The sequence below is a fragment of the Treponema denticola ATCC 35405 genome, from assembly GCF_000008185.1.
Lineage (GTDB): Bacteria > Spirochaetota > Spirochaetia > Treponematales > Treponemataceae > Treponema_B > Treponema_B denticola.
This window is the reverse complement of the sequence record NC_002967.9, coordinates 1,765,585-1,783,367: the sequence shown is the minus strand read 5'-3', so window position 1 is coordinate 1,783,367 and position 17,783 is coordinate 1,765,585. Positions and strand designations below refer to the sequence as shown.

General features: G+C 38.6%; 18 protein-coding genes. 9 read left to right on the top strand and 9 right to left on the bottom strand.

Annotated features, from left to right (window positions below):
- Positions 1 to 40 precede the first annotated feature (40 nt).
- Positions 41 to 2,062, top strand: a complete 2,022-nt coding sequence (locus TDE_RS08275; protein ID WP_002669422.1) for a S1 family peptidase — start codon at positions 41 to 43, stop codon at positions 2,060 to 2,062.
- A 25-nt stretch (positions 2,063 to 2,087) separates the two neighbouring features.
- Positions 2,088 to 2,504 carry an OsmC family protein gene (locus TDE_RS08270; RefSeq protein WP_002669420.1) on the top strand — a complete coding sequence of 139 codons (417 nt, stop codon included), beginning with the start codon at positions 2,088 to 2,090 and terminating at the stop codon, positions 2,502 to 2,504.
- Between the two features lie 35 nt (positions 2,505 to 2,539).
- Here the strand turns inward: TDE_RS08270 and pcnB are convergent, their stop codons facing one another.
- Entirely contained in the window at positions 2,540 to 3,682 is a 1,143-nt protein-coding gene (gene pcnB, locus TDE_RS08265) for a polynucleotide adenylyltransferase PcnB (protein WP_002669419.1), read from the bottom strand.
- Between the two features lie 171 nt (positions 3,683 to 3,853).
- Here pcnB and TDE_RS08260 point away from each other — a divergent pair, with 171 nt between their 5' ends.
- A complete protein-coding gene (locus TDE_RS08260) occupies positions 3,854 to 4,885 on the top strand; it encodes a hypothetical protein (RefSeq protein ID WP_002679444.1) in 1,032 nt (343 codons plus the stop codon).
- A 51-nt stretch (positions 4,886 to 4,936) separates the two neighbouring features.
- Here TDE_RS08260 and TDE_RS08255 read toward each other — a convergent pair whose 3' ends face one another.
- The 8 genes from TDE_RS08255 to TDE_RS08220 all read right to left on the bottom strand — a co-directional run bounded on the left by TDE_RS08255 (position 4,937) and on the right by TDE_RS08220 (position 11,797).
- A complete protein-coding gene (locus TDE_RS08255) occupies positions 4,937 to 5,431 on the bottom strand; it encodes a hypothetical protein (protein WP_002670920.1) in 495 nt (164 codons plus the stop codon).
- A gap of 97 nt (positions 5,432 to 5,528) precedes the next feature.
- Positions 5,529 to 6,593 (bottom strand): family 20 glycosylhydrolase, encoded by a 1,065-nt coding sequence (locus TDE_RS08250; protein ID WP_002679442.1) that lies wholly within the window; start codon positions 6,591 to 6,593, stop codon positions 5,529 to 5,531.
- Between the two features lie 196 nt (positions 6,594 to 6,789).
- Positions 6,790 to 7,143, bottom strand: a complete 354-nt coding sequence (locus TDE_RS08245; RefSeq protein WP_002679440.1) for a cyclophilin-like fold protein — start codon at positions 7,141 to 7,143, stop codon at positions 6,790 to 6,792.
- 36 nt (positions 7,144 to 7,179) lie between these two features.
- Positions 7,180 to 8,088 carry a radical SAM mobile pair protein B gene (locus TDE_RS08240; protein WP_002679438.1) on the bottom strand — a complete coding sequence of 303 codons (909 nt, stop codon included), beginning with the start codon at positions 8,086 to 8,088 and terminating at the stop codon, positions 7,180 to 7,182.
- Positions 8,076 to 8,765 (bottom strand): radical SAM mobile pair protein A, encoded by a 690-nt coding sequence (locus TDE_RS08235; RefSeq protein ID WP_002679436.1) that lies wholly within the window; start codon positions 8,763 to 8,765, stop codon positions 8,076 to 8,078. Before TDE_RS08235 ends, TDE_RS08240 begins: the two co-directional genes overlap by 13 nt.
- Positions 8,762 to 9,199: a radical SAM mobile pair system MarR family transcriptional regulator gene (locus TDE_RS08230; RefSeq protein WP_002679434.1), complete on the bottom strand. Its 438-nt coding sequence runs from the start codon at positions 9,197 to 9,199 to the stop codon at positions 8,762 to 8,764. The genes TDE_RS08235 and TDE_RS08230 overlap by 4 nt, the downstream gene beginning before the upstream one ends.
- 297 nt (positions 9,200 to 9,496) lie before the next feature.
- Positions 9,497 to 11,032, bottom strand: coding sequence for a glutamine-hydrolyzing GMP synthase (gene guaA, locus TDE_RS08225; RefSeq protein WP_002679432.1), 1,536 nt, complete (start codon positions 11,030 to 11,032; stop codon positions 9,497 to 9,499).
- Positions 11,033 to 11,146: 114 nt separating this feature from the next.
- A complete protein-coding gene (locus TDE_RS08220; RefSeq protein ID WP_002679430.1) occupies positions 11,147 to 11,797 on the bottom strand; it encodes a TDE1717 family outer membrane beta-barrel protein in 651 nt (216 codons plus the stop codon).
- A gap of 252 nt (positions 11,798 to 12,049) precedes the next feature.
- Between TDE_RS08220 and TDE_RS08215 the strand changes: the two genes are divergently transcribed.
- From TDE_RS08215 to TDE_RS08190, 6 genes are all read left to right on the top strand, one after another.
- The gene (locus tag TDE_RS08215; protein WP_002669403.1) at positions 12,050 to 12,427 is read left to right on the top strand and encodes a VOC family protein; all 378 of its coding nucleotides are present in this window, start codon (positions 12,050 to 12,052) and stop codon (positions 12,425 to 12,427) included.
- Positions 12,428 to 12,515: 88 nt separating this feature from the next.
- On the top strand, positions 12,516 to 13,775 hold the full coding sequence (locus TDE_RS08210) for a phosphoglycerate kinase (RefSeq protein ID WP_002679428.1): 1,260 nt from the start codon (positions 12,516 to 12,518) through the stop codon (positions 13,773 to 13,775).
- 6 nt (positions 13,776 to 13,781) lie between these two features.
- A complete protein-coding gene (locus TDE_RS08205) occupies positions 13,782 to 14,795 on the top strand; it encodes an N-acetylmuramoyl-L-alanine amidase (protein ID WP_002679426.1) in 1,014 nt (337 codons plus the stop codon).
- 14 nt (positions 14,796 to 14,809) lie between these two features.
- Positions 14,810 to 15,268: a hypothetical protein gene (locus TDE_RS08200; protein ID WP_002670926.1), complete on the top strand. Its 459-nt coding sequence runs from the start codon at positions 14,810 to 14,812 to the stop codon at positions 15,266 to 15,268.
- 94 nt (positions 15,269 to 15,362) lie between these two features.
- Positions 15,363 to 16,412 carry a flagellar filament outer layer protein FlaA gene (locus TDE_RS08195; protein WP_002670927.1) on the top strand — a complete coding sequence of 350 codons (1,050 nt, stop codon included), beginning with the start codon at positions 15,363 to 15,365 and terminating at the stop codon, positions 16,410 to 16,412.
- An 81-nt stretch (positions 16,413 to 16,493) separates the two neighbouring features.
- A complete protein-coding gene (locus TDE_RS08190) occupies positions 16,494 to 17,726 on the top strand; it encodes a RelA/SpoT domain-containing protein (RefSeq protein WP_002679418.1) in 1,233 nt (410 codons plus the stop codon).
- The last annotated feature ends 57 nt before the right edge of the window (positions 17,727 to 17,783 follow it).

The window sequence follows — 17,783 nt, the reverse complement described above, 5'->3', positions numbered from 1 at the left end:
CGGCATTTTATTCTTGTGATATAATCCCTCATTAGGAGTTATGATGAAATTTAAGCACATTTTTATGATTTTATTTTTTGCGGTAGTTTTTCAGATTTTGGGAGCTCAGGCTGTTCTAAGTCCCGAAGTTCTAAAAAAAATAAACGGAGCCGTATTTGAAGTTGTTGTTTTAAAACCGGAAGAAGGGAAGCTGGAATATGAAAAAAAACTTCCCATGGAAAGGATTCCATTTGCAATACGAAACGACAAATATATTCCCATAGGAACCGCTTTTTTAATGGATGACGGCAAATTCTATTCTGCCGCCCATGTTTTTAACCTTTATGAAGAAAGTTTTTATAACGACTACAACCTCCGTTCGGTTTCGGGGGATATTTATAAGGTAGGATCGGTTTTAAGTTACTCTGTTGAAAAGGATTTTATAATTTTTGAGGCAGAAAATTATAAGCATGTAAAAGGCGAAGGCCTTTCAGCCTTAAATGAATTCAACTTAAATACCCCCACCTTTTCCGTCGGCAATGCTTTGGGCGAAGGCATTATAATCCGTAACGGTCTTCTTACAAGCCAAACCTTTGAAGAAAGAAACGGAAAATGGAAGTGGCTTAGGTTTTCGGCTGCAGCCAGCCCCGGCAATTCAGGAGGGCCGCTTATTTCACCTGATGGAATGGTTTTGGGAATTATTACCATGAAAAGCGAAAATGAAAATTTAAACTATGCACTTCCCTTTGCCGAAACAAAGAATATTGCAAAAAATCTAGGTACGGTCTATCTTCCTATTTTTTATAGGCTGCCTCATATTCTTGAAGAAAGCAGTTTTTATGAATTTAAGTATGAAGAAAAATTACCCAAAAAGCTGACGGAGGTTCGAAAATCGGTCCTGTCCGATTATAAAAAATTTACACTCAGCATTATAGATGACTTGAAGAAAAAATATAGTTTTTCCGGAGCCGAATCCTTTACCAAGGCCTTGGGTTCGGAAGAGATTATGTATGGAGCTTGGGCTCCTTCTTTTCCTCTTCATTTGGCCCGTCAGGGAAATAAAAAGTGGGGATTATTTATTCCCAATGATCTAAAAGAATATAAGCTTCCTCAAAACGGCAAAGTAGTTTACGGTAAAATGCTTAATTCAACCATGGCTTTGATAAAAAAGCCCGATAATGTAAGCGAAAAAGAACTTATACAATCCCCGAAATTATATATGGACTATATTTTAAGTGCTGATCGTATTTATAGGACCGTCGCAGGAGAAAAAGTTCCTGTTTTATCTTACGGACAGGCATCAAGGTCTGAAAGCCATATAGATGTTTACGGTAGAAAATGGCTTGTAAATTATTGGGAGCTTCCCTTTGCAGACGGGGAAGTTATATCGTATTCTCTTCCTGTTCCCGGAGGAATCTATGTTATGAGTAAAATTGATGCAATTTCTTCTACAAGGAACGGACATAACCTTGATTATAGTTTTATGACCGACTATATTCTACCTTCGTATAATGCAAATTTCGGAGATTGGAAAGAATTTTTATCTTTATCGCCCAAAGATTATCCTATTGACCCTATGCTTGCAGCAATTAAATTTGATTTTAATTCAAAGAATACGATTATAAAAGCCGGAGATTATGATTTTTCAATATCCAAAAAAGACTTTTCAAGTGATAAAGAAACTACCTTAGTGCTTTCTTTAGGATTTAATTTAAAAGGCAGTACGCCCGGTATTGAAGTGCGTAACTTGCAAATGTTTACAAAGGCCAGAAGCGATGATTATATATATATCGGGCTTTCAAAAAATTTAAAACCGCCTAAGGAAGCTCCCGAAAAAAATATAGAACAGTGGCAGCAAAAAATAAATCAAGCAGCTCCTTATAATGCGAAACCATATAATCAAGATCAGTATACATTTTATGATGAAATTCTTTTTATGGATGATATAAAAAAATCCGATACGGAAAAAATCAATCAATTGTATTATATAAGTTTAGAGTTAAAACAACAGGATAGGTTTGAAGAAATTCAAAAATTGGCTGCTGAAATAAAAAAAGGTTTAAAATCTCCCTTAAAAAAATAACTAGGGAATATTTATAGGAGAAATTATGGCAAAAGAATTTAGAACAAAAGCCGAAATAGATTTAGGCGAAGGTTTTAAAGTTGAATGTGAGGCATCAGGCAAGAAAATTATTGCGGATGAGCCCTTGAGTTTCGGGGGAACCGATTTAGGAATGAACCCGATAGAACTTCTTTTAAGCGGTTTGGGAGCCTGTAAGTGTGTTACTTCAAAGGTAATTGCAAAGAAAAAAGGTCTCAAACTGGATTATTTGGCTGTTGAATGTATAGGCTTTTTTAGACCGGGTACACTGGGACTTTCCGATATTGAAACAATATATCATATTAAGTCCGATGCTTCCGATGAGGAGCTTGAAAAATTTATGGCTTTGGTTGACGACAGCTGTCCGGTACACGCCACAATCAAAAATCCTGCCCCGATAGCTCATAAACTTATCAGAGTTTAATATCTGTAATTTTATTGAGCCTTAAAGATACGGATTTAATCCGTATCTTTAAGAGCCTCTTGTTTTTTAGCCTTTTTCTTGCGTCTATGCTTAACCTGTTTGCCGAGTTTTGCAGGGCGTACTTGGGTTCTGTCCATTGATACCTTTATTCCCAAATCATTTAAAACGCTTTTTACCGCAAATTCCAATTCTTTTCTTTGAGGGTTCATGGGGAGAATAAAGTGCCTGCATTCCTTGTAAACATAGGTATAAACTTCTTGCGGCGGCCCTTCGGGATTTGCAATCAGTCTGATGTAATCTTTAAGTAATGATTTTAAACATTCTCCCTGTTTTATTTGAGGTTTAGCATCGACTTCCTTATCCAAAAGAGCAAGATTTTCTATATATATCTTTTTAAATTTTGAAGACGAATCTATAAAGGCGCATGCCCCAGGCTGTAGGTAAACATAGAGCTTAAAATCCAAAAGCTTTTTTATAATATCGCTTGCATGCCCGCTAAAAATAATCTTATTTATTTCTTCGGTTATTCTTGAAGGGGATACAAATTCCAAAAGATGGGCATTTTTTCGTATTTGAAGCTGAAGAAAAAACGGAATACCGGAATCCGTCATTGCCGCATACTTTATAGCCCGAATCATTCTTACAGGATCTTCCGAAAAGATAAGCTGGAGGGGAATAATAGGTCTTATTTTTTTTGCTCTTATGTCCTTAACGCCGTCTACATAGTCTATTACAAGCTCATGTATGGGGTCGTAATAAAGCGCATTTAAAGTAAAATCCCTTCGGTGAACGTCTTCATCTATTGTGCCGAATTTGTTTCCTATGCTTCCGTCTTCCGTTGATCTAAAGGTACTTACCTCATATATCTTTTCTCCGAAAAATATATGAACCAACCTAAAACGCCGGCCTATTACTCTGGAATTGCGGAACATTTTTCGTATTTTTGAAGGTTCGGCCGAGGTCGCTATATCGAAATCTTTTGGAACATGACCTATCAATAAGTCTCTTACTGCTCCTCCTACTATGTAGGCTTCAAAACCTTGAGAATTTAAACGCTGTATAATTTTTACGGCTTCAATGTCTATTTTTTCGAGAGCAATCTTGTGCTCATCCTTAGTATAGACCAAAGCCTGCCGAACCTGCTTTCCTTCGGCATTTTGACCGTATCGAACTAACATTTATGAATGAATATATTGCATGTAAAAAGGTTTTATGTCAATGAGTACCGCCTATTTTTGCCAAATTTCTATGGTTTTAGATAAAGAAGCCCTTTTTAAATTCGTTACAATATGATATAATATTCTTTCTATACATTAGGTGATTGCATATTGGAGAAGTTGCGAAAAAATATGACAATAGATAATGCAGGACTCGGAACTATAATCTCTACAGACATAGTTGTTCTAAATGATCATGAAAGAACATTGGTCAAATATGCTTTTGAACAATTGAATGAAGAATACAAGTCCACTGTTTTGGAAATAGGAAAGAAACTCATGGATTTGGAAAGAATGTCGGTTGCGATTTCCCACTTTCCTTCGATCCATGAGACAAGCATTCTTGCAGGCCAAAAACGCAGTCAAGAAACACTCATAGAAACTCTGTGTAAAACTCCTTCCGATGCCCGTACTCTTTCAATGCCCACGAAGGCCGTATTGGGACGCGGTTTTCTTGTTGCAAAATTCCATATATTTTCTGCCATTACCAAGATCGCTTCAAATTCATCATTTTCGGAAGAAAAAATTGAAGAACTTAGAGCGGCTACTATGAATATCATGTTTACGATTATGTCCGAAGACGTTTATATTTCGATTTTGGACAGCAATATTTTGGATAAACAAAAACGAGAAAAGGTCGCAAATGCCTTAACCTATCTTTGGGAGCACCGTTTGGATCAAAACACAACTTCTTTTGCTCCCGTTCTAACCCGCGTCTGGACTGCCCGTGACACAATAGCTCCGGTATTCGGTACGATGATGGGCACCAGCGAGCTTTTTTTGCTTTCTTCCAAATTGGATGATTCTTGGCAAAGTTTTATGCTTGCAAAACTATCCAATAAGATTATAGGGCAGTCTCTGGAAGAGTTTTTATTCGGCATCTCATATGAAGATATTCTCTATGTACGCAATCAGTTGGTAAGCTGTAAAATACCTGCAATGGGCAGGGAAGATGTTGCCAAGCTCTTAAATAAAAAACTGGATTTTGATAATTCCGATCCTCGCCATTTTTATTCTTCATATGTACAGCGCCGAAACAATGCCGATGCCCGCAAGCGCCTCAACGCCGCCGGCCCTAAAAATACGATTGAAGACTACTACATCAGCTTTTTATTCGAAAAAGGCTTGGAGCTAAAAGACGGGAAGGCGGAGACAAAAAAGTAAGCCTTATTCTCGTCAAGTATTTTTGGGAAGAATATTGTTTCATTTGCCGGATTAATAATAGAAATTGTTTTTTTGTAAAATTGTCAAAAATTTGGCTAAGTCCTCAATACTTGTAATAAAAGGGAAATATATAGAAACAAAGAATTCTTTTTCGGTAGATGATGCGATATTATCTCCAATTTTATCGTAATTTTGTTTACTGCCATAATCTTTAAGATAGTTTTCAACGCCGTATATTTCGAAGTGAACAGAACTAATTATATTCCAGTCAAAAAGTTGTATTTGATTCCTTGATATCTTTGTTGTAATTGAAATAGTATCAAAATCGAACTCAATATCACATAATCCGATAAAGCTGATTACAGGGATAGGGTACATATCCGGCTGATACTCTCCTTCGGAATTTTTATGATAATGACCATTAAAGAAACCTCTGTTTATTTTGCTGCCTGTATATTGTTTTATCAATGTTCTATGCAGTTCATGTGATTTATGGATTATAGGAGAATAAATTCTATTCAGTATCTCTCGTGTAGCTTCTGCCATAGCGTCTAATTTAACAAATTTCAGCCATTTATACAAGTTATTTTTTTTGGCTAAAAATATGTCTGACCTGACTTCTATAGTATGTTTTTAGATTTTACTAATTCCCGGCCTTCAGCTTGTCTATCGTTTTGACCATCGGTTTATACCGTGAGAGATTTTTGTTTGTAAAATTGTCCCATGCCGTGTACATGTGCCCGAGCATAGCAGGGTTATCCTTGTATAAAAGCGAATAGTCGATGAGAGCATTTACCGCTTTAATGCCTTTGAAACTTGTCGGCAGAACACGGAACCCCTTGTTTAAAAAATAAGGAATGGAGCCGTAGCGCTCCAGCTCGTCATAGTGCCAGTCGCAGATGATGATGTCCTTAGGGATAAGGTCTACGGCGGGGTAGGTTCCGTTACATGAGCTTTCGTATTCGCCCTTATAACCGCTATCTTCATCCTCGCTGTCGATGAGACGGTCGCCCCACATATACATTGTAAACCCGCGTTTTTTGACACAGTGATCGTAGAGTCTGTTCACGGCACCGGCGAACAGCTCGGCCTTGTCTTTTCCGCGGCAAAGGGGGCATGCGTCTTCGCCGATCAAAAACACCTCATCCAAGCCGACGTGTATTTTTTTTACCGAAAAAACTTCTGTAATTTCGTCGATTAAACCGAATAAAATCGTGTAGACTTTTTCATTGGAAGAACAGAGGCTGCGGCAATAAATATCCTTATTGCTGGGGTAGAGGCCCGGCGTTTCGTCCAGCTCGGGGTAGGCTTTGAGCAGGGCGAAGGTTTCGTTTTCCCACGATTGATGGCCGAGGCAGTTTATTTCGGGGATGAGGTCGATGGAAAGCCTGCGGCATTCTGCTGCAATTTCGCGTGCGACGGTTTCGGAAAGCACATATTTGTTATAGAGTTTCGGGTCGCTTTTCCATTGATAGTTGTAGCCTATTTCGAGAAAAAGCGTGTTGATTCCCCGTTTTTGTAAATCGGGCAGTTCTTTTATCAGATTTTTGCCCGTTTTGTCGGTATTTACGCTTGCGTGAAATGCAATGACGAATTTGCGTTTAGGCATGGTGCCGTTTGTTTGAGCGTAAACAGCCGGCTGTAAAAGCAAAAGCAGCAAGAAGGGTACGAGTACCATTGCTTTTTCTTTGAGAGTTTTTGTTGTCATAGTGAACCTCCTTATTTAGTATACCACCTTTATCACTCCCACTCAATAATTATCATAGCATATTTGTTTCTTTTATGTATTGTCAGTATCTATTAAGTTTCTAAAACCAAACATTTTATACCTATTTTTTGTGGTTTTAGAGGTTTTTAGTATCAAAACAGTATCAATAATGATACTAAAAATATTACTATCATAATCATTCCATTTTTATCTTTAATACCACATCACTATTGCTTAATAATCGCTTTATTTCTTCCTTGCTTAAATTTTTAATCTTCCCAATTCGAGTATATTCCCATGTGTTTGCTCCATAAAATACAACTATTTTGTTTCCGGAGTACAGCATTATATCTCCGGCTTCTGCTGTAATTCTTTTATCAGATGAGGAGTAAGTTTTACCCAGTTCTCCTACCTGCTCGAAATCGCTATATTTAGATAACTGGATGGTTACCTCTCCTTGTTTTAATTCTTCCTTTAGTTCCTTTACAGTATTATTGTTTTCCCATTCAACATCAAGTACAGTGCCATCTATTTGCATGTCTTTTATCATATTTTCATAGGCATCTTTTCCAAAGTAATAGTCTGTTTAACGATTCCTTTTTCCAGTATTTTCTGTTCCTCGGATTTCCTCATGATAGAAATAATCCACGATCACCGGATGTCCCTGCGGGACTCTGCCATAAGGCATTTCATTATCCACAAAGGGACAATCATACTTCTTAGCCATTTCCTCAGCTTTTACTTCAAGCGCTTCAAAGTAGCTGCGGTTATGCTTGTTATAGATCTCATCGTAAAGCGGTACAAGGTCAGGATATTTTCCAGCGATATAATCCATAATCGTCTTCTTGAAACCGCCCCGAAGATTGAGATTTTCGAGCCAGAACAGATCGCACTGACCCTTTACCCGCTCAAAGATCGCTTCAAAGTCCGTGATACCGGGGAATACCGGGGATACGAAACAGACTGTACGGATCCCTGCGTCATATACCTGCTTCATAGAAGCGATACGACGCTCAATGCTCGAAGCAGAGTCCATATCGTTCTTAAAATTTTCATCCAGTGTGTTGATCGACCATGAAACGGTTACTCGTCCAAGCTTCTTCAGCAGATCGATATCCCGTACCACAAGATCAGACTTTGTGCAGATTAGAATATCTGCGTCACTGCCGATCAGCTGCTCCAGAAGTTTTCTGGTATTCTCGAATTGCCCCTCCTGTGGATTGTAGCCATCCGTCACAGAACCGATGACCACCCGCTGTCCGGCATATTTCTTCGGATTTTTAATTTCCGGCCAATGCTTCACATCAAGGAAAGTGCCCCATTCCTCCTTGTGTCCGGTAAAGCGCTTCATAAAAGAAGCATAGCAATACTTGCAGGCATGTGTACAGCCTACATAGGGATTGACCGAGTAACCGCCTACAGGTAGACTGGACTTGGTCATGATGTTCTTTGTTTCCACCTCACCAATGAGGATTCCATCGATTACTTCTGCCATGATCTCTGTACCTCCAACACTTTATTGAATTCTTCCGGCATTTCCTGAATCATATTTTCATCCCCTATGATAGAGACAAGGTCTTCCTTCATAAACACCGGAATGCCGAGCGCGTGTGCCTGGTCCGTCAGAGACCATGCCCACTCCGGCTCCGTATGAACCTTCCTGCTCTGAGCTCCGGTCATGGTGCCGACAACGATCCAGTTGATTCCGGAAAGTCCAACTGTACCGGGATCGTCGAATAACGGCTCAAAGGTAACATGGTAGTGTTTTGCTCTGACGTTTCTCCGAAGCGCGTCAATACGCCACAGTTCTGCTTTCCTCGTTACTGTAACGCCAAACCATGCGTTTTCCAGATCGGTATCAAACTCCAGCAGATCGGGGCGCTTGGTAAGAAACAGGAACTGATGCTGTGGATTTTCACGGATCTTTGCAAATACCTCGTCTCTCCATTTCAGCTTCCATCCGGAGAGATCGCTCATGCCGGTAAGAAGAAAGTTCTGCGGACGTTTCTTTTCCATCATCTTGAGCTTTCCCGGAAAGAATTCAGGGTCAGCGAAGTCATCAATCATATGCCAGCGTTTCACATTGTTGCGGGCATAGCAATATGCACACCCCACTGTACAGCCGATGACAATATTCATGTTTTGAATCTGATCTTTGATACAAATACTCATGACTTCTGCCACTCCTCAAGATTCTTTCTGATACGGTCGAGGCATTCCTCAAACCGGGTAATTTCTTCCTCTGAAAAACCTTTGTAGTAAATACTGCCCATCTCATCAGATACAGAATTGTACTCATCCTTTAAGGCATGTGCTTTCTCAGTCAGAAACAGGAGTATTTTCCTTTTGTCCGTTTCAGACTGAACGCGGCTTATCAGCCCTTGATTTTCCATTCTTTCCAGCATCGTCGTAAGAGAAGTTATCGCTAATCCACATTTGATCGAGAGTGACCCAATCGGGATTCCATCCTCCTGCCACAGCACATAAAGAATACGCCCCTGGGCTCCATTGAACGCATCAATATTCTTTTCACTGAGAATCTTCTCAAAGATCCGGTCTCCAAGCTGTTTTATTTTGGTGACAAGAAATCCTCCATTCATTTCCATACAAAAGCTCCTATATAGTAGTTTATCAAATCATACTATATAGGAGCTTTGTTGTCAACAGTTTGTATGTCTAAATAGAGGTAAATTCAAATTTATCAACTACTATTTCCACAAAAGCCTCCCACCAAAATGATGGAAGGCTTTCTAAACAATTTATCTAAATTCAACAACTTCCTTTTAAACCTACTTTTTCTCATTTTTAGTATCAAAACAGTATCACTAAGGAGCTTTTTGCTTCCGTAAACCGTTGTAATATTGTATTTTCAACGATTTTACGGAAGAAACATTTTTGTTACTCTACTCCCACTCAATAGTAGCCGGCGGTTTTGAAGTTATGTCGTAGACTATTCGGTTGATGCCCTTTACTTCGTTTATAATGCGGGAAGAAACCTTATCCAAAACCTCGTAGGGAATGCGTACCCAGTCGGCTGACATAAAGTCCGAGGTTTTTACTGCACGCAGGGCGAGGGTGTAGTCGTATGTTCTAAAGTCGCCCATAACACCCACCGTCTTTGTTGAGGTAAGAACGGCAAAATACTGGCTTAAATCCTTTTTTATGTCAGCATGCTCAAGTTCGCTCCGCCAGATAGCATCGGCTTCCCTTAAAATATCGAGCTTTTCTTCGGTTATTTCGCCCATGATTCTTATGGCAAGGCCGGGACCGGGGAAGGGCTGGCGGTGTACTAAATAATCGGGGAGGCCGAGCTCCGTGCCTAGGTTTCGTATTTCGTCCTTAAAAAGCGTTTTTAAGGGCTCGATGAGGGACTTAAAACTTATGTGATCGGGAAGGCCTCCGACATTGTGATGGCTTTTGATTACGGCGGAACCCTTGGTGCCGCTTTCAACTACATCGGCGTAAATTGTACCTTGGGCAAGGAAATCCACAGTTCCGATTTTTTCGGCTTCTTCTTCAAAAACGCGGATAAATTCTTCGCCGATTATTTTCCGTTTTTTTTCAGGGTCGGAAACGCCTTTTAACTTGCCCAAAAAACGGCTTTCCGCATTTACGCGGATAAAGTTCATTGGAGTATCCCTAAAGGCTGCCTCTACCTCATCTCCCTCGTTTTTGCGCATAAGGCCGTGATCCACAAAAATACAGGTTAGATTTTTACCGACAGCCCTATTTAAAAGAGCCGCAAGTACGGAAGAATCTACTCCTCCCGATAAGGCTAAAAGCACCTTGCCGTCTTTTACCGTATTTTGTACATCTTTTATAGCCTCAGCCAAAAAGCTTTTCATATTCCAATCGCCTTTAGCACCGCAAACATTGTATAAAAAGTTTTTGATTATATTTTGCCCTTCTTCGGAATGTTCGACTTCGGCATGGAATTGAATGCCGTAAAGTTTTTTTTCTTTATTTGCCATAGCCGCATTTTTTGTATTTGCCGTTTGAGCTGCCGAAACAAAGCCTTCAGGCAGGCGGGAAACGCAGTCGACATGACTCATCCAAACCGAAGATTTATCTTTTATATTTTTAAATAGCGGAATACCTGTGTCGAATTTTGTTAAGGTTTTGCCGAATTCTCTTTTTAAGCTTTTTTCGACCTTGCCGCCTAGGCAATGGGCCATGGCCTGCATACCGTAACAAATGCCTAAAATCGGAATATTTAAGTTAAAAATTTCTTTTGGGGGCAGGGGAGCTTTTTCTTCATAAACGCTGTTAGGCCCTCCGGTAAAAATGATACCTATGGGTTTATTTTCCCTTATGTAATCAAGGGCCTTTGAGGCCGGCACAATATCCGAATAAACATTTAGGTCACGCACGCGCCTTGCTATGAGCTGATTATACTGACCGCCGAAATCCACAATTAAAATCTTTTCCGTAATCTTCATAAAAACTATTTTAGCCGATAAGGGCTTTTTTTTCAAGTAAACCAAGTTTTTTTTACGAATGCATAAAAAAAAGCCCCATCCTCAAGATGGAGCTTTTTAAGGTTTGGTGTAAAATTAGAACTTGTAGCCTACGCCTAGACCGAACTCTATTTTCATTTGATGACCGCCTTTTATGTTTGCACCGGCTTTCTTTGCTGCTTTTGCAGTCGAGTTCTGTCTCAAATCAAAACCGAAAGTTGCTTTGGGTGTTACAAAGAGATTGCCTGTAACAGTGATATCGGCTCCTACACCTAAAACTAGGTAGTAATGATTTAAGTCTTTTTTTTCATCATCAGACAGATGCTCCTTTGCATTCTTACCGTCATACTTAGCTGAAACATTGAAATCCACTTCCATACCGGCTAAGGGGTATAGCTTTACAATCTTAGCAATGGTAAAGGGATATTTTCCCAAAACCGAAAGGCGGAGGTTTATTAAAGATGTCTTATTATCTTTAGTTGTTCCTGAAAGAGGACCGGCATTTTCAAGTTTTGCCGTTATTCCGCCGACGAGGAAATTTACTCCTAAGCCTGCTCTTACGTATTCGGCATCAAAGAAACCGTTAACACCTAAAAAATTCACAGAAGTAGTTCCTTTTACATCTTCAACTTTAACTATGTTCAACATATGAGCAAAGCTAAAATCGCCACCTGCACTGAAATCAAGTGCAGCCAAAGGTGTTGCAAGCAATGCAACCAATAAAAAAACAAAAATAAGTTTTTTCATTTCATTCTCCTTTTCCGTAATTTTACGGAATAATTTTTTTGAGAAAATTCTCATTTGGTTGTAACCATAAATAAGCTTTTAATTTTATTGACAAGTTTACACGATACAACACGTACATAAGTATAAGTTATTAAAAAGAAAAGTCAAGCCCTCGCTATTTTTTTTTAAAAATTTATAGACGGCTAAAATGATTGACTCTTAATTGACTTATGATAATGATTATGTTATACTTTTTTTTAAAGAGGTATACAAATGTTTTTAAACAGTGTTGCCATCCGCACGGATGAAATGGAAAAATCACTTGAATTCTATGAAAAAGTACTTGGATTTACTTTTAATTATATGATGTCGGCCGCTCCGGGAAAAAGAATTGCTTTTTTAACGGAACCTGACAGCGGAATGAATCTTGAGCTCATAAGTCATGATGTTTCTAAGCCGCAAAATGGCAGCCGACTTTCTCTTACCGTTCAGGTCGATCAGATAAGCGAGGCCGAAAAGTACCTAAAAGCTAAAAATGTCCGTATAACGGCTCCTCCAAGAACCGTAAAAGACGGTAAAAAGATTTTAACGGCCGTAGATCCTAACGGTGTTGAAATAGACTTCATCGAATTCAAAAAAGAAAACGAATAAATTTAAAGAAACCGATTATCGAAAGATAATCTTCTAAAAACCTATGTTTTTAGAGGCTGCCTAAAATAAAAATCTTATTGGAGGTAATATGATTAAGACTGTAAAAGATGTAAATTTAAAGGATAAACGCATAATAATGCGTGTAGATTTTAACGTTCCTATGAAGGACGGAGTAGTGCAGGATGATACGCGGATTAGGGCGGCTCTTCCTACAATAAAATATATATTGGAACAAGGAGCAAGAAGCCTTGTTTTGATGAGCCATTTGGGTGATCCTTCAAAAGATGCAAAAAAAGCCAAGGAAAAGGCCGAAAAAGACGGAAAACCCTTTGATGAGGAAGCTTATATTAACGGAAAGCATAGGATGAAACCTGTTGCAGAATACTTATCCGGCCTTCTTAAACTTCCTGTTGATTTTGCTCCCTCCTGCATGGGACAGCTTGAAAGGGTAAAAGCTCTTCCACAGGGCGGAATTCTAATGCTTGAAAACACCCGCTTCCACAAAGAAGAAACTTCAAAGGAAAAGGCCGAGCAGCAAATCTTGGCAAAAGAACTCAGCTTGTACGGTGATATCTATGTAAATGATGCTTTTGGAACGGCTCACCGCTCTCATGCTTCTACAGCCGAAATTGCCAACTTTGTCAATACAAGGGTAGCCGGCTTTCTTATGGAAAAGGAAATTAAATACCTTGAGCCAATGTTAAATAATCCTGCAAAGCCAATGACGGCAATTATAGGAGGAGCAAAGGTTTCTTCCAAAATTGCAGTTTTGGAAAGTCTTTTAAAAAATGCATCTTCTTTAATTATAGGAGGAGGAATGGCCTACACCTTCTTAAAGGTTCAAGGAAAAAAGATCGGTAAATCCTTATTTGAAGAAGATTTTATGGATACTGCTAAAAATCTTTTGGATAAGGCTGAAAAACAGGGTGTAAAGATAATCCTTCCTGTTGATCATATCTGTTCCGAAACCTTTTCTCCCAATGCCGAAGCCGTTTTAGTTGAAAGCACAGATATTCCCGATAATCTTATGGGAATGGATGTAGGCCCTAAGACCTTGGCTCTTTATAAAGAGATTATTTTGTCGTCAAAGTCCATTGTCTGGAACGGCCCCGTAGGCGTTTTTGAGTTTGAGGCTTTTTCAAAGGGAACGGAAGAAACTGCCCGCCTTGTAGCAGCTGCAACGGAAAAAGGTGCACTTACAATCGTAGGCGGAGGTGATTCGGTTGCTGCCGTAAATAAGTTCAATCTTGCCGATAAGATGAGTCATGTTTCTACCGGCGGCGGAGCTTCCCTCGAATTCCTTGAAGGAAAAGTTCTCCCCGGCATTGCCTGTCTTGATACTATTTAATTTTTAATGAAAAATAGGGCAAATAAGGCTTTTTTTTCTATTTTTCTCTTGGTTTTTCTTTGTTTAAAAGCTTTTTCTGCGGGAGTTTCGGTTACCGATGCCGCAGGAAGGCTGGATCTAGATATTTCATGGGATCCGCTTTCGCAAGAACTTATTTTTATAAAAAATAATTCTCAGGTAAGCTGCAAAATAGGGGAAAGCCTTATAATTTTTGATAACGAAAAAGCCGATTTTACTCCGCCTCCCTATCAAAAAGACGGTCTTACCTTTATAAGCGGTGAAATGTATAAAAAGCTTGAAACTTTTTTTGCCGTACCTCAAAAAGAAGAAAATTATAGGGTAGGGGTTATCTTGATAGATCCCGGACATGGCGGAAAAGATCCCGGCTGTGTCGGCTCTTATGTCGAAAATAAAAAAACGTTTGTCTTATACGAAAAGGACATTGCCTTAAAGGTCAGTTTAGATCTGTACAAGATGCTTAAAAAGGCCTATCCGGATAAAAAAATTCTTTTAACCAGAAATAAGGATGTCTATCCGACCCTTGAAGACAGGGTAAACATGGCAAATTCGGTAAAATTAAAAAAAAATGAAAGCATTCTCTATGTTTCCATCCATGTAAATGCATCCCTTAGCTCAAAGGCAGCCGGTTTTGAGGTCTGGTATCTTCCTCCGGAATACAGGCGTGAAGTAGTCGATAAAAAAACCGTGCCGAAAGAAATTCATTCCATATTGAATTCGATGATGGAAGAAGAATTTACTATGGAAAGTATTTTAATGGCCCAAAATATTTTGGACGGATTGGATGCTCAAATCGGAAAAAAAAGTCCAAATAGGGGAATACGCGAAAATCAGTGGTTTGTGGTACGTAATGTCAAAATGCCCAGTGTTTTAATTGAATTAGGCTTTATCAGCAATAAAACCGAAATTAAGCTTTTAAATTCTCCTGACTACTTGAAAAAATGCTCCTTGGGAATATATAATGGACTCTCTGCTTTTATAAGCAATTTTGAAAATAATTGATTTCGGGGTATATAATGAATTACATAAAAACAAAGATAATTGCAGCTTTTTTATTGATTGTCATAATAATAGTTGTGCTTTTTACATCGGTTCTTAATAAAAAGTACGATCGGTATGTTATGTTTTTTAAGAATTCCATAACGGGAAAGATTGATACCGAAATCCGTTATGTTCCGATCCAAAATATAATGGAGCCTGAGGCTGCTTTTTTTGAAGAATTGATGCTTGGACCGGTTAATCATTATTGTTATTCCTTTATCAGAGCCGGGTCCAAATTACTTTCCTGTTTTGTAAAAGAAGGTGTTTTATATGCCGATTTGCCTGTAGTTTTTATCGAAGATATTAAACAAGAGCTTGATTCCGATGAAATTAGGTATCTTTTGCAAAAAAATATATTTACCAACTGTAAGGACTTAAAAGCGGCTCATATCTTCGTTGAGGGTATAGAGATTTACGAATTATTAAAAAAATAACACTAAAAAGCAAAAAAAGTGTTGACAAAATTGAATTATTACGTATACTTATAGTATACAGGGCATAAATTAAGTGCATAAAAGGAGTTTTTGAATGAAAAAAACATTTATACTTGTTGCTATGGCATTCCTTTTAATGGGTGCCGTTGCGGTTGCTGAGGAAGCGATTATTATTGACTTCGCACTGTTGAATGCAGATATCATCGCAGATCCTAATGGTAAGATGACACAAAACAGAAGAACTGTTATGGATTACGGTAAGGTAGCCGGTGCTTCTTACACAGATGAGCAAAAAGCTTTGATGAGAACATCTTTGGCTCTTGAGCAGTGGGATGTTGAATTGAATTCTTCCGCTCAGAATCCTCTTTCTGTTGCTACTTCGACGATTAAGGAAGCTGAAGTAAGAGCTGAAGGAGAGAAATTTGCCGGTCAAAAGTTGATGGGTGTCCGCATCTTGTTCCCCGAGTGGACAAACAATGCTAATGCAAAAATTAAACCCGGATTTTTAATTCCTGCTTATGAAAAAATGGCTCAGGTTGATGATCAGGGTAATTTGCAGGAACCCACTGCAGAAGATAAGGCTTCCGGTAAATCAAGATTTGAAGACGGCTATGGTGTTGTTCGAAATACCGGCGTTATCAAATCAATTGCCGTAAATACCTATGGTATGAACTTCCCCCATGGTCTTTATGTTCTTCTTAGAGATCAGAACAATGTAGTAAAACGATACTTCATGGGTTATCTCTTGTTTGACGGCTGGAGAGAATTGGTATGGAACAATCCTTCATACATTGCGAACGTAAAGTCTAGGGAATTGAGGCTTTATCCTGTTTACCCTACAGCTCTTCCTCATGTAGCTTTTGAAGGTTTCTTAATTACTCGTGATGCCGCTCATGACGGCGGAGATGCTATTGCATACTTCAAGGATGTTAAGATCATCTATGACAAAGCCGTATTGACAACAGTACGAGACTTTGCTGATGAAGACCTTTGGGGTATTCAGGAAGAAAGAGAAACAAAGAGAAAGAAGATTGAAGTTGAAAAATTCGGACACACTCAAGTTTTACGATTCCTCGAACAGGAAAAGATGGCTACAGAAGAAGGTTTCACACCTTCAGAAGGGTCCGAAAAGAACCAACAATAAGTTCTAAAAAATGATAAAGCGGTCGAGACTGCTCGGCCGCTTTTGTTTGATGTCCCTGTGTAAAAATGATTTTAACAAAATATGTTGTCTGAAGACGTACCTTGGCTCCCTAAAAAAGAAAAATTAAGGGAGGTTTATACTTCTTATGTGCCTCACTTAAATATCTTGATAGTGCGCATAGAGGAGTTTCTACGTTCTATAGTAAAAATAACTTCTGCTCCTACATATAAAACAAGGGTAAAAAGTTTTAATAGTTATTATTTGAAACTTTTAAAATTTCCTCCCAAAAAAGATACATCAGATCTTCCTGTTCTTACCGACATTCTGGGAGTAAGAATAATATGTCCATTTTTACAGGACATAAATGAAGTTGAAAGAATTCTGCTAAAAAATTTTAAGATAATAGAAGTGGAACGTAAGGGGTCTGAAAGAACTTTTAGAGAATTCGGGTATGAATCGGTTCATTTTTTGCTTGACATACCTGAAGAATTTAAGGTAGGTCTTGTCTTACCTAAAAATTTAATTTTTGAGATACAGCTTAGGACTATTCTTCAAGATGCCTGGGCTGAGGTTGAGCACGAGTTGGTATATAAATCGGAGTTTTCTCCCTTTGATCAACCCCTAAAAAGAAAGCTTGCTTCGATAAACGCAAGTTTGAGTTTGGCTGATATTATTTTTCAGGAAATTCGCGATTATCAAAACAAGCTTAATGCCGAGCTTGAAAAAAGGCGCTTTGAATTTTATTCGATGGCTGATGAATATACGGCTCAAGTTTTACCTGAAACCAATATTGTTCAACATGATAATGTTGAGCATGGAGAGGAGTTGAAGCTTGCCGAAACTATAGATGATTTGATATTATCTGCAATTGAAGCTCATAATCAAAACCTTTTCGATAAGGCCGAAAAGATTTATACAAAAATAATTGAGCAAAATCCTAACGATATAGTTTTGTCGGTTGTATATAAACACAGAGGTATGGCCTATTTTGCCCAAGCTAATTATGAAGGCGCCTATGCCGATTTTTTGCAGAGCTGTAAATATAATTCTGCAAATTTTCGTTCGTTTTATTATGTGGGAATAGCTTTAACTCTCTTAAACAGAGATGATGAAGCCATTGAATATTTTACAAAATCGCTTGAAATAAATAAGTTTCAAGCCCATGTTTATTTTAGGCGTGCCTTGTCCTATTTTAAACTGGCCTTATATCCTGAAGCTGCCAGGGACTTGGATTCTGCCTCGGACCTTGGTTTAGCCGAAGAAGATGCAAAAAAATTGCGTATAGCTATTGCAAAAAAAATTGATATGGTGTAATCTAAGCGGCTGTATTATGTCATATACAATAACTATAGTTTTAAATTAATTACGGAG